17 protein-coding genes and 1 pseudogene are annotated in these 11723 nt (G+C 69.9%); 17 read left to right on the top strand and 1 reads right to left on the bottom strand.

Annotated features, from left to right (window positions below):
- The 12 genes and pseudogenes from QM611_RS02670 to QM611_RS02615 form a co-directional block, all read left to right on the top strand.
- Nucleotides 1–162: pseudogene (locus QM611_RS02670) on the top strand (50S ribosomal protein L24); the annotation flags it as partial.
- A 1-nt stretch (nucleotide 163) separates the two neighbouring features.
- Nucleotides 164–757 (top strand): 50S ribosomal protein L5, encoded by a 594-nt coding sequence (gene rplE / locus QM611_RS02665; RefSeq protein ID WP_415078355.1) that lies wholly within the window; start codon nucleotides 164–166, stop codon nucleotides 755–757.
- An 87-nt stretch (nucleotides 758–844) separates the two neighbouring features.
- Nucleotides 845–1243 (top strand): 30S ribosomal protein S8, encoded by a 399-nt coding sequence (gene rpsH / locus QM611_RS02660; protein ID WP_415078354.1) that lies wholly within the window; start codon nucleotides 845–847, stop codon nucleotides 1241–1243.
- A gap of 6 nt (nucleotides 1244–1249) precedes the next feature.
- A complete protein-coding gene (rplF, locus tag QM611_RS02655; protein WP_415078353.1) occupies nucleotides 1250–1786 on the top strand; it encodes a 50S ribosomal protein L6 in 537 nt (178 codons plus the stop codon).
- 2 nt (nucleotides 1787–1788) lie between these two features.
- Nucleotides 1789–2148 (top strand): 50S ribosomal protein L18, encoded by a 360-nt coding sequence (gene rplR / locus QM611_RS02650; RefSeq protein WP_415078352.1) that lies wholly within the window; start codon nucleotides 1789–1791, stop codon nucleotides 2146–2148.
- The gene (rpsE, locus tag QM611_RS02645) at nucleotides 2145–2840 is read left to right on the top strand and encodes a 30S ribosomal protein S5 (protein WP_415078351.1); all 696 of its coding nucleotides are present in this window, start codon (nucleotides 2145–2147) and stop codon (nucleotides 2838–2840) included. The genes rplR and rpsE overlap by 4 nt, the downstream gene beginning before the upstream one ends.
- Nucleotides 2840–3025, top strand: a complete 186-nt coding sequence (gene rpmD, locus QM611_RS02640) for a 50S ribosomal protein L30 (RefSeq protein WP_223170718.1) — start codon at nucleotides 2840–2842, stop codon at nucleotides 3023–3025. The genes rpsE and rpmD overlap by 1 nt, the downstream gene beginning before the upstream one ends.
- A complete protein-coding gene (gene rplO, locus QM611_RS02635; RefSeq protein WP_415078350.1) occupies nucleotides 3025–3579 on the top strand; it encodes a 50S ribosomal protein L15 in 555 nt (184 codons plus the stop codon). The genes rpmD and rplO overlap by 1 nt, the downstream gene beginning before the upstream one ends.
- 120 nt (nucleotides 3580–3699) lie before the next feature.
- The gene (gene secY / locus QM611_RS02630; protein WP_415078349.1) at nucleotides 3700–5022 is read left to right on the top strand and encodes a preprotein translocase subunit SecY; all 1323 of its coding nucleotides are present in this window, start codon (nucleotides 3700–3702) and stop codon (nucleotides 5020–5022) included.
- Entirely contained in the window at nucleotides 5019–5633 is a 615-nt protein-coding gene (locus tag QM611_RS02625) for an adenylate kinase (RefSeq protein ID WP_415078348.1), read from the top strand. The genes secY and QM611_RS02625 overlap by 4 nt, the downstream gene beginning before the upstream one ends.
- A gap of 1 nt (nucleotide 5634) precedes the next feature.
- Nucleotides 5635–6468 carry a type I methionyl aminopeptidase gene (gene map / locus QM611_RS02620; RefSeq protein ID WP_415078347.1) on the top strand — a complete coding sequence of 278 codons (834 nt, stop codon included), beginning with the start codon at nucleotides 5635–5637 and terminating at the stop codon, nucleotides 6466–6468.
- A gap of 8 nt (nucleotides 6469–6476) precedes the next feature.
- Nucleotides 6477–7145 (top strand): DsbA family protein, encoded by a 669-nt coding sequence (locus tag QM611_RS02615; RefSeq protein ID WP_415078346.1) that lies wholly within the window; start codon nucleotides 6477–6479, stop codon nucleotides 7143–7145.
- A 113-nt stretch (nucleotides 7146–7258) separates the two neighbouring features.
- Here the strand turns inward: QM611_RS02615 and QM611_RS02610 are convergent, their stop codons facing one another.
- Nucleotides 7259–8263, bottom strand: coding sequence for a hypothetical protein (locus tag QM611_RS02610; RefSeq protein ID WP_415078345.1), 1005 nt, complete (start codon nucleotides 8261–8263; stop codon nucleotides 7259–7261).
- Nucleotides 8264–8869: 606 nt separating this feature from the next.
- On the opposite strand from QM611_RS02610, the gene QM611_RS02605 reads away from it, so the two are divergent.
- The 5 genes from QM611_RS02605 to rpsK form a co-directional block, all read left to right on the top strand.
- On the top strand, nucleotides 8870–10408 hold the full coding sequence (locus QM611_RS02605; protein WP_415078344.1) for a gamma-glutamyltransferase: 1539 nt from the start codon (nucleotides 8870–8872) through the stop codon (nucleotides 10406–10408).
- A gap of 132 nt (nucleotides 10409–10540) precedes the next feature.
- Nucleotides 10541–10762: a translation initiation factor IF-1 gene (gene infA / locus QM611_RS02600; protein ID WP_013583992.1), complete on the top strand. Its 222-nt coding sequence runs from the start codon at nucleotides 10541–10543 to the stop codon at nucleotides 10760–10762.
- 77 nt (nucleotides 10763–10839) lie between these two features.
- The gene (gene rpmJ, locus QM611_RS02595; RefSeq protein ID WP_005050492.1) at nucleotides 10840–10956 is read left to right on the top strand and encodes a 50S ribosomal protein L36; all 117 of its coding nucleotides are present in this window, start codon (nucleotides 10840–10842) and stop codon (nucleotides 10954–10956) included.
- A 195-nt stretch (nucleotides 10957–11151) separates the two neighbouring features.
- Complete coding sequence (gene rpsM / locus QM611_RS02590) at nucleotides 11152–11526, top strand: 30S ribosomal protein S13 (RefSeq protein ID WP_415078343.1); 375 nt, start codon at nucleotides 11152–11154, stop codon at nucleotides 11524–11526.
- A gap of 27 nt (nucleotides 11527–11553) precedes the next feature.
- The coding region (rpsK, locus tag QM611_RS02585) for a 30S ribosomal protein S11 (RefSeq protein WP_415078356.1) at nucleotides 11554–11723 on the top strand (170 nt) is incomplete at its 3' end.

Raw genomic sequence — 11723 nt, 5'->3', positions numbered from 1 at the left:
GAGACGATGGAAGCCCCGATCCACATCTCCAACGTCGCCCTCGTCGACCCCTCGACCAAGAAGCCGACCCGCGTCGGCCACCGGGTCGAGGAGCAGACGAAGGATGGCGTCAAGCGCACCGTCCGCGTGCGCTACGCGAAGAAGTCAGGCAAGGACCTCTGATATGGCAACCGCAACGACTGCCGCGGTGGCTGGCGCAACCCAGCCCCGCCTGAAGCAGAAGTACAACGACGAGATCAAAAAGCAGCTGCAGGACGAGTTCGGCTACGAGAACGTCATGCAGATCCCGGGCCTGGTCAAGGTCGTCGTCAACACGGGCGTCGGCGAGGCGGCCCGTGACAGCAAGGTGATCGAGGGCGCGGTCAACGACCTCACCCTCATCACCGGCCAGAAGCCGGTCGTCACCAAGGCCCGCAAGTCGATCGCGCAGTTCAAGCTGCGCGAGGGCCAGCCCATCGGCGCGCACGTCACGCTGCGCGGCAACCGCGCGTGGGAGTTCGTCGACCGCCTCGTGAACCTCGCGCTGCCGCGCATCCGCGACTTCCGCGGCCTGTCGGCCAAGCAGTTCGACGGCCACGGCAACTACACGTTCGGCCTGCAGGAGCAGTCGGTCTTCCACGAGATCGACCAGGACCGGATCGACCGCGTCCGCGGGTTCGACATCACGGTTGTGACGACGGCGAAGACGGATGCCGAGGGGCGCGCCCTGCTGCGCGCGCTCGGCTTCCCCTTCAAGGCGGACGACGCGCAGGCGTGACAACGCCGGTCGCTCAGCGGCCGGAACTCAGGAAGGTCGGCTGTCTTGCACAGGCATCCGAAACCGCATGAACAAAGGAACCAAGAAATGACAATGACAGACCCGGTCGCTGACATGCTGACCCGTCTGCGCAACGCGAACTCGGCGCACCACGACACCGTGACGCTCCCGAGCTCGAAGCTGAAGACCCACATCGCGGAGATCCTCAAGCAGGAGGGCTACATCGCGGACTGGGCGACCTCGGAGGCCCGCGTCGGCCAGAACCTGACGCTCACGCTGAAGTACGGCCCGAACCGCGAGCGGTCGATCGCCGGCATCAAGCGCGTCTCCAAGCCCGGCCTGCGCGTGTACGCGAAGTCCACCGAGCTGCCCACGGTCCTCGGCGGCCTCGGCGTCGCCATCCTGTCCACCTCCTCTGGCCTTCTCACCGACCGCCAGGCCGAGCAGAAGGGCGTGGGTGGGGAAGTCCTCGCCTACGTGTGGTGACCTGACATGTCTCGTATCGGACGTCTTCCCATCGACATCCCCGCCGGCGTCACCGTGACCGTCGACGGCCAGCAGGTCGCGGTCAAGGGCCCCAAGGGCGAGCTCTCGCTCTCGGTCACGCGCCCCATCGAGGTCTCCGTGGAGGAGGGCCAGGTGCTGGTCACCCGCCCCGACGACGAGCGCCTCTCGCGCTCGCTGCACGGCCTCACGCGCACGCTCATCAACAACAACATCATCGGTGTCACCCAGGGCTACACCAAGGGCCTCGAGGTCGTCGGCACGGGCTACCGCGTCGCACAGAAGGGCGGCTCGGTCGAGTTCGCCCTCGGCTTCTCGCACCCCGTCCTGGTCGAGCCCCCGACGGGCATCACGTTCACGGTCGAGGGCAACAACAAGCTCACGGTGAGCGGCATCGACAAGCAGGCCGTCGGCGAGGCGGCCGCCAACATCCGCAAGATCCGCAAGCCCGAGCCGTACAAGGGCAAGGGCATCCGCTACGCCGGCGAGGTCGTGCGTCGCAAGGCCGGAAAGGCTGGTAAGTAACAATGGCTGTGAAGTCGAAGTCCGACGCCCGCGCGCGTCGTCACGCACGCCTTCGCAAGAAGGTCGCCGGCACCGAGGCGCGCCCGCGCCTGGTCGTGACCCGTTCCGCGCGCCACGTGTTCGTGCAGCTGGTCGACGACAGCAAGGGCCACACCGTGGCATCCGCGTCCTCGCTCGAGGCAGACCTGCGCTCGTTCGACGGCGACAAGAAGGCCAAGGCGCGCAAGGTCGGCGAGCTCGTCGCCGAGCGCGCGAAGGCCGCCGGAGTCTCCGAGGTCGTGTTCGACCGCGGCGGCAACCGCTACGCGGGCCGAGTCGCGGCGATCGCCGACGGCGCCCGCGAAGGAGGGCTGAACCTGTGAGTGACGTGACCAACAACGTGGAGACCGAAGTGACCGACGCTGCCCAGACCGCCGCCCCCGAGGCGGCCGAGCCCCAGCGGGAGCGCGAGCCCCGCCGCGGCGGCCGCGAGCGCAACCCGAACCGCGACCGCAACTCGCGCGACCGCGGCGAGAGCCAGTTCCTGGAGCGCGTCGTCACGATCAACCGCGTGTCGAAGGTCGTCAAGGGCGGCCGCCGCTTCAGCTTCACGGCGCTCGTCGTCGTCGGCGACGGCAACGGCGTCGTGGGCGTCGGCTACGGCAAGGCCCGCGAGGTGCCCCTGGCGATCTCGAAGGGCGTCGAGGACGCGAAGCGCAACTTCTTCCGCGTGCCGCGCGCAGGGGTCACCATCCCGCACCCCGTGCAGGGCGAGGCCGCTGCCGGCGTCGTGCTGCTGCGCCCCGCCGCAGCCGGTACCGGTGTTATCGCCGGCGGCCCGGTGCGCGCGGTGCTCGAGTGCGCCGGCATCCACGACGTGCTGTCCAAGTCGCTCGGGTCGTCGAACACGATCAACATCGTGCACGCGACCGTCGAGGCGCTCAAGCAGCTCGAGGAGCCGCGTGCCGTGGCGGCGCGCCGAGGCCTGGACTTCGACCAGGTCGCTCCCGCGCGCCTCATCCGCGCCGAGGCCGCTGCGGCCGAGAAGGCGCGCGAGCAGAAGGTAGGTGCCTGATGGCCGCCCGTCTCAAGGTGACCCAGATCAAGTCCAAGGTGAGCGAGAAGCAGAACCAGCGCGACACGCTGCGCAGCCTCGGTCTGAAGCGGATCGGCGACTCGGTCGTCCGTCCCGACGACTCGCAGACGCGCGGGTACGTCAAGACCGTCGCCCACCTCGTGAAGGTTGAGGAGATCGACTGATGGCCGAGAAGGCTGAGAAGGCGACCGAAGAGGTCGTCAAGGACAAGGCTCCGGCAAAGAAGAAGGACGCCGCCGCCAAGGCTCCGGCGAAGAAGAAGGATGCCGCGGCATCCCGCCCCGGCGTGCTCAAGGTGCACCACCTGCGCCCGGTTCCCGGCGCCCACACCGCCAAGACCCGCGTGGGCCGCGGCGAGGGCTCCAAGGGCAAGACCGCCGGCCGCGGCACCAAGGGCACCAAGGCCCGCTACCAGGTCCGCCAGGGCTTCGAGGGCGGCCAGATGCCGTTGCACATGCGCACGCCGAAGCTGCGCGGGTTCAAGAACCCGTTCCGCGTCGAGTACCAGGTGGTCAACCTGGCCAAGCTCGCCGAGCTGTACCCGAAGGGCGGCGATGTGACCGTCAGCGACCTCGTCGCCAAGGGCGCGGTGCGCAAGAACGAGAAGGTCAAGGTGCTCGGAGACGGCGACATCGCCGTCAAGCTCAACGTCGCGGTCGACAAGGTCTCCGGCTCGGCCGAGCAGAAGATCGTCGCCGCGGGCGGCACCGTCAAGTAGCACACGGGTGCGGGGCGGAACCTGCCCCGCACCCGGTGCCCACCGGGCCGAGCGCGGCCTGGGCTAGGCTGGATGTCTGCGCGCACCGAGTGTGCCAGGACCCCAATCGGGAGGCAAGTGTTGTTCAGCGCCATCGGGCGGATCATCCGCACGCCGGATCTTCGGCGCAAGATCGCTTTCACGTTGGGGATCATCATCCTCTATCGGATGGGCGCGCACGTGCCGTCGCCGTTCGTCGACTTCCCCAACGTGCAGTCCTGTCTGAGCGAGTCCGCGGGCACCCAGGGCCTGCTCTCGCTGGTGAACCTGTTCTCCGGCGGGGCACTGCTGCAGCTGTCGATCTTCGCGCTGGGTGTGATGCCGTACATCACCGCGACGATCATCACGCAGCTGTTGCGCGTCGTCATCCCGCACTTCGAGACCCTCCACAAGGAGGGCCAGGCCGGCCAGGCCAAGCTGACGCAGTACACCCGCTACCTCACGATCGCGCTCGCTCTGCTGCAGTCGACGACGCTGGTGACCGTGGCCCGCAGCGGCCAGCTCTTCGGCGGCACCGGCATCGCGGCGTGCGAGCAGCTGCTCACCAACGACGCGTGGTGGGCGCAGCTGCTCATGATCATCACGATGACCGCCGGCACCGGCCTCATCATGTGGTTCGCGGAGCTCGTGACCGAGCGCGGCGTCGGCAACGGCATGTCGCTGCTGATCTTCACGTCGATCGCGGCGAGCTTCCCGTCGGCGATGATGGCGATCTGGAACGCCCGCGGATTCGAGGTCTTCCTGCTCGTGATCGCGGTCGGGCTCGTCGTGGTCGCCCTCGTGGTGTTCGTCGAGCAGTCTCAGCGGCGCATCCCCGTGCAGTACGCCAAGCGCATGGTCGGCCGGCGCACGTACGGGGGAACGAACACGTACATCCCGATCAAGGTCAACATGGCGGGAGTCATCCCCGTCATCTTCGCCTCGTCGCTGCTGTACCTGCCTCTGCTGGTCGCCCAGTTCAACCAGCCGGCTGCGGGCCAGGAGCCCGCGGGCTGGGTCGTGTGGATCAACAACTACTTCTCGACAGGCGACAACCCGCTGTACATGGCGGTGTACTTCCTGCTCATCATCGGCTTCACCTACTTCTACGTCGCGATCACGTTCAACCCCGTCGAGGTCGCTGACAACATGAAGAAGTACGGCGGCTTCATCCCGGGCATCCGCGCCGGGCGGCCGACGGCCGAGTACCTCGACTACGTGCTCACCCGCATCACGCTGCCCGGGTCGATCTACCTCGGCCTCATCGCGCTCGTGCCGCTGGTGGCGCTGGCGACGGTCGGCGCGAACCAGAACTTCCCGTTCGGTGGGGCATCGATCCTCATCATCGTCGGCGTCGGGCTTGAGACCGTGAAGCAGATCGACGCGCAGCTGCAGCAGCGCCACTACGAAGGGCTCCTCCGATGACGGCGGACCGACCAGCTCCTCAGCCCGCCCGGCTGCTCATCGTCGGGCCGCAAGGCTCGGGCAAGGGCACGCAGGGCGTGCGCATCGCCGACGCGCTCGGCATCGTCGCGATCTCCACCGGCGACGTCTTCCGCGCCGCGGTGCACGCCGGCAGCGACCTGGGCGCCCAGGTCAAGAGCGTCATCGAGGCGGGCGACCTCGTCTCGGACGAGCTCACGTTCGCGGTCGTGCGCGACCGCTTGCAGCAGCCGGACGCCGCCGAGGGGTTCCTCCTCGACGGGTTCCCGCGCAACCTCGCGCAGGCGGGCATGCTCGACGACTACCTCGCCGAGCGCGGCGAGCCGCTCACGGCGGTTATCGAGCTCGGCGTGCCGCGGGCCGTGAGCATCGCGCGCATCGCCGAGCGCGCGCGCGAGCAGGGCCGCACCGACGACACCGAAGAAGTCATTGCCAACCGGCTGTCGATCTACGAGCGCGAGACGGCGCCGATCTTGCAGGTGTACAGTGACCACGGCTTGCTCGCCGTCATCGACGGCGTGGGCTCGCTCGACGCGGTGACCGACCGCATCATGAGCGCGCTGCGGGCGCGTGGCGTCGCGCCGCGCGCCTGACATGGGTTTCGGCCGCGGGATCTACAAGACGCCCGCACAGCTGCGGGCGATGATCGAGCCCGGACTGATCACCGCCGCCGCTCTCGACGCGGCGCGCGAGCTCATCGCCCCCGGGGTGACGACGCTGGAGCTGGATGCTGCGGCGGCCGACGTCATCCGCTCCCGCGGGGCGCGCTCGAACTTCCAGCTCGTGCGCGGCTACCGGCACACGGTGTGCGTCTCGGTGAACGAGCAGGTCGTGCACGGCATCCCGGGGAACCGCGAGCTCGAACCGGGCGACATCGTCTCGATCGACGCCGGCGCGGAGCACCGCGGCTGGAATGGCGACTCGGCGATCACGGTGGTGCTGCCCGACCCTGCCCGCCCCGGCGTGGTCGCGGAGCGCGAAGAGCTGTCGCGCGTGACGGCGCGGTCGCTGTGGGCGGGCATCGCGGCGCTCGCGACGGCGCGGCACGTCGGCGACGTCGGTGCGGCGATCCAGGACTCGATCGAGCAGTCGGGGCAGGGCTACGGCATCCTCCGCGAGTACGTCGGGCACGGGATCGGGCGCAAGATGCACGAGGCGCCGTCGGTGTTCAACTACCGCACCGCCGACCCGGGGCCGGAAGTGCGGCCGGGCCTCGTGCTCGCGATCGAGCCGATGGTGGTGGCCGGCTCGGACGCGACGTTCGTGGAGGACGACGGCTGGACAGTGTCGACGATCGACGGCACGGCCGGCTCACATTGGGAACATAGCGTCGCCGTGCACGATGGCGGTGTCTGGGTGCTCACCGCGCCGGACGGCGGCGCCGCGGGGCTCGCGCCGTTCGGGGTGGCGCCCGTGCCGATCGGATAGGGAAAGAAATGGCAACAGCAGCACGCAGGAACTGGTTCGCGATCTGGGTGAGCATCGTCGCGGTGGCGGCGATCGTCGCCGTCGGCGTGCTGGTGGTGTGGATGAACAACCTGGCGACCGACCCGGGGGAGCAGCCGCAGGGCGCCATCGTGGACCAGGACACGGGCGCGATCACGTTCGGCAGCGGGTCGAACACCGTCGACACCTACATCGATTTCATGTGCCCCTATTGCCAGCAGTTCGAGGAAGCCGAGGGCAAAGACATCCGCGACCTCGTCGCCGACGGCAGCATCACGCTCAACCTGCATCCCGTCGCCATCCTCGACCGGCTGTCGTCGGGAACGGAGTACTCCAGCCGCGCCGCGAGCGCGATGTACGCGGTGGCCGCCGCAGACCCCGACAACGCGTACGCGTTCATGCAGGCGATGTACGAGAACCAGCCCTTGGAGAACTCGACGGGCCTGACCGACGAGGAGATCGTGCAGATCGCGCGGGATGCCGGCGTGGATGTGACCTCCGAGCTGGAGACCGCGATCACGTCGCACGAGTACATCGACTTCGCGCAGTCGCAGCAGTTGCCGGATGGCGCCACCGGCACCCCCACGCTGGTCGTGAACGGCGAGCTCGTCGACGTGACCATGGACGTGCAGACCGACATCGTCGACCGCTTGGAGTAGTTGCGCGCCGAGCCCCGACTTGCGCGCCGAGCCCCGCCTTGCGCGCCGAGCCCCGCCTTGCGCGCCGAGCCCCGCCTCGCGCGCCGAGACCCACCAATCACGGCGGGGCCCACTCAGCGGCGGTGGGTTTCGCGAGGCGCGATGGGTTTCGACGCGGGCAACGACCTCGGGCTCGTTCCCACCGTCGCAAGCAGCGCCTCGCGGCGCGGACCAACGCGGGGCACGCCCATCCGGTCGAGTTGCTCCTCCAGCGGCGTGACGCCCAGTGTCGCGGCCCAATCCCACCGGCCGAGCGTGCTGCAGTGCCGGTAGAGGCGCAGTTCGCGCTGCTTCTCGGCGCGCGTCCGTGCGATCGTCTCCTCCGCGGTGGACCCCCGGTATTTCTCGTAGCCGTCGGATTCTCCCATCGCGAGGATGCGTTTCCACCAGAAGTCCACTCGGTCTTTGTGGCCGTCGGTGACGAACTCGACCTGCAGCTCTGGCGTCTCGAAGCCACACCACAGCACGACAACGCGGCTCACGCTCTCTCCTGCCGACTCCGACCGCGGATCCAGGAGGGGAAGCAGCAGCTCGAGTTGTCGTGCCCCGCGCATCCCTGCGCACGCGCGGGCGATCGCGCTGAGCTCGTCGATGGATGTCGTCCCGCCCTGCGCGGGCGAGAGCACCGCGTCGCCGACGGCGACCGCGAACGCCGGTGGCAGCACGCGCATGAGATCGGCCGCCGTTCGAGCGGGCGAGGTCGCCCGCACGTGGCTGATCGTGACGATTTCACGCTCAGCGCTGATGCCGTGGACCACGACGTCGCCGAAGCGGCGCGACTTGCCTCCCGGTGTCGAGAGCACGTGGATGTCGCGTGGCTCGCCGAAGATCGGAAGGCCCAAGAGCACCGCCGCAGACTCGTAGGCGAACACCGCCTCCGGGTGCAGCAGAGCGTACGCGTGGACGCGGGCGCGATATCTCTCCCAGGGGCGCAGCTCCGCCCAGCGCTGCGCGTCGGCGTGGACGCCTCGGCGCACGCGGTGGAACCGGCCATGGCGCAGGTCGACGCCCGCGAGCGGCGCCTCGGCGACGAGGATGAGGGCAATGGGGGATGCGGGAAGCCGCGCGAGAGTCGTCATGCGAACAGTGTCGAGGGGCGCCGCCTCCGACGGGCGTCGCCGCCCGAGATTGTGGATGGCGCGGTGCCGCGATCGTGCCTGTGCAGGAACAACTGCCGCGCGATTCCGCGCGATACCCGGTTGGCGCGTCGAAACCCCGTTCCGCGCCGCGGGCATCGTCGCTGCCGACATCCACTCCGGGCGTCTATACCCTTCAGCGGCGTCGATACCCGCCCGCGCCGCCGGTCCCCGCCCGCGGCGTCGATACCCACGCCGCCGACGAGGGTGTCGGCGCGGAAGGTGGGTTTCGGCGCGGAAGGTGGGTTTCGGCGCGGAGAGTGGGTTTCGGCGCTATGGGTCGGTCTCGAGGCGCACGGTTGTCGGTGCGAACGTGGGCGCCGGTCCCCGTCCGCGGGCGCGAGGCCCGCTGCGGGTGCCGGTCCCCGCCCGCGGCGTCGATACCCACGCCGCCGACGAGGGTTTCGGCGCGGAGAGTGGGTTTCGGCGCGGAGAGTGGGTTTCGGCGCGATTGGCGAGTTTCGGCGCCATGGGCGGGCGGCCGGCGACACGTGCTCCGGGCGTGCCGCGGGGAGTGCGGTAGCATCCGAATCCCCGGAGGACCACCGCATGCGCGACACCGCACCCGCCCGCGGCGCGATCGCGTCGCCGCACAGCCGCGCCACCGCGGCGGGCGCCCGTGCGCTGCGGGCCGGGGGCAACGCCATCGACGCCGCCCTCGCCGCCGCGGCGACGCTGTGCGTCGTCTATCCGAACAACGTCGCGCTGGGCAGCGACCTGGTCGCGCTCGTGCGCCGCCCCGACGGCCGCCTCACCGTGGTCAACGCCACGGGCAGCGCGGGGGCGGGCGTGCGCCCGGCTGAGATGCGCGCCCGCCACGGCGACCGCCTGCCCGTGCGCGGCGTGGACACCGTGACGCTGCCCGGCGCCGTGCGGGGGTGGGACGCGCTGCACCGGCTGGGCGCGGCGCGAGCGTGGCGAGAGCACTTCGACGACGCGGTGGATGCCGCAGCGCACGGCGTGCCGACGGCGCGCTCGGTCGCGAACGCGATCCGCGACGAGCGGGCCGACCTCGAAGCCGACCCCGGGTGCCGTGCGCTCTTCCTTCCCCGCGGCGAAGCGCTCGCCGAAGGCGCGCCCCTGGCGCAGCCCGCGCTTGCCGCCACGCTCGGCGCCATCCGCGACGGCGGCGCCGACGTGTTCTACACCGGCCCCGTTGCCCGCCGCTGGCTGGGCGGGCTGCGGGCGCTGGGCTCCGCGCTCACCGCCGACGACGCGCGCGTGTGGCAGCCGGAGACCACCGTGCCGCTGACTCGCGCGCACGAGCAGTGGCGGGTGTCGACCAGCCCTCCGAACACGCAGGGCTTCGCCCTCCTGCGCGCGCTCGGGCGGGTGCGCGGTCTCGCGGACCCGCTCGGAACGGATGCCGGGCGGCTCGCCCGCGTCTTCGCCGCCAGCAACGCGGTGCGCGACGCGCACCTGGCTGATCCGCGATTCGGCGGGCCGCCCGGCGACCGGCTCATCGAACTGCCCGAGCCTGCCGATGGCGCCGATGCGCTCGACGCGCGGCCCGCTGGCGACACCGTCGGGATCAGCGCGGCCAGCTCGGACGGATGGGCGGTCTCGCTCATCCAGTCGATCTACTTCGGCTTCGGCGCGTGTGTGCTAGAGCCCGAGACCGGCATCCTGTTCCACAACCGCGGCACGTCGTTCTCGCTCGCGCCGGAGCGACCCCACGCGCTGCGCCCGGGCGCCCGGCCACCGCACACGCTGATGCCCGTGCTGGTCACGCGCGAGGGCGAGCTCGCCTGGGCGTCGTCGACGATGGGCGGGCAGGCGCAGCCGCAGATCCACACACACGTGCTGCTGCGCGCCTTCGCCGGGTCGGGTGCGGTCGAGGCGGTCGCCGCGGCGCGGTGGGCGATCGGGCGACAGGATGCCGGCGACACCGCGCTCACCGCGACGGTGGAGGCGGGCGTCGGGCAGGATGCCGTGTCAGCGCTGGCAGAGGCCGGGTTCCAGATCAAGCGCGTGCCCGACGCGGATGAGCTGCTCGGCCATGCAAACCTCGTCGCCGCCGCGCCGGACGGGTACGAGGCGGCGAGCGACCCGCGGTCGGATGGCGCAGCCGAGGTCGTGCCGACGTGACCGCGTTTTGCCGCGGCATCCGATATCACGTATGATTGATCCTTGGTGCCTTGCGCCTTTATTGGCGTGTCGCGGCACCGACAACCCCCATCCACCGCAGACCGGCCGGTCTGCACGAGCGTTAGCGAGGCTATGGCCAAGAAAGACGGTGTCATCGAGATCGAGGGCACGGTGTCGGAGGCGCTGCCCAATGCGATGTTCCGCGTTGAGCTCACCAACGGACACAAGGTGCTCGCGACGATCTCCGGGAAGATGCGGCAGAACTACATCCGCATCATCCCCGAGGACCGCGTGGTCGTGGAGCTCAGCCCCTACGACCTGACCCGCGGCCGCATCGTCTACCGCTACCGCTAGACCGGTCGAGAAGTAACGGCTGTCTCTCCCGGCCCCGGCCGGACCACGACAGCACGAAGACAGCGAACAGGAACATCATGAAGGTCAACCCGAGCGTCAAGCCGATCTGCGATCACTGCAAGGTGATCCGCCGACACGGGCGCGTCATGGTCATCTGCAAGTCCAACCCGCGCCACAAACAGCGCCAGGGTTGAGCCGGAGCGGATCACGATTGAGCGAGGACGCCGAAGGCACCCGAGTCGAAATCCGCGCAACACCACAACTCAACACAACAAACAGGCAGGATCAGATCCTCCGTCGGCGCGAGTCGACGGGAGGGGACACCTCGGGTCGGAGGCCCGGGCACCGATCCTGCTCCACACCTCCGACTCACTCCCAGGAGAACCCGCATGGCACGTCTGGCCGGCGTCGACATCCCGCGCGACAAGCGCGTGGTCATCGCCCTCACCTACATCTACGGCATCGGCCGTACCCGCTCGCACGAGATCCTCGCCGCGACCGGGATCGACGAGAACATCCGCGTCAAGGACCTCACCGACGACCAGCTGATCGCGCTGCGCGACAGCATCGACGGCACCTACAAGGTGGAAGGCGACCTGCGCCGCGAGGTGGCCGCCGACATCCGCCGCAAGGTCGAGATCGGCTCGTACGAGGGCCTGCGCCACCGCCGCGGCCTGCCCGTGCGCGGCCAGCGGACCAAGACCAACGCCCGCACGCGCAAGGGTCCGAAGCGCACCGTCGCCGGCAAGAAGAAGGCCCGCTAAGCGGCCGCGCACAAGGAGAGCAGAGCAATGGCACAGGCCAAGACCGCCGCGCGCAAGCCGCGCCGCAAGGAGAAGAAGAACATCGCCGTGGGCCAGGCCCACATCAAGTCGACGTTCAACAACCCGATCGTCTCGATCACCGACCCGTCGGGCGCCGTCATCAGCTGGGCGTCGTCGGGCGGCGTGGGCTTCAAGGG

It is taken from the genome of Microbacterium sp., from assembly GCF_047606685.1.
Classification (GTDB): Bacteria; Actinomycetota; Actinomycetes; order Actinomycetales; family Microbacteriaceae; genus Microbacterium.
The sequence above is the reverse complement of the archived record's forward strand: the minus strand, read 5'-3'. Positions and strand labels throughout refer to the sequence as shown.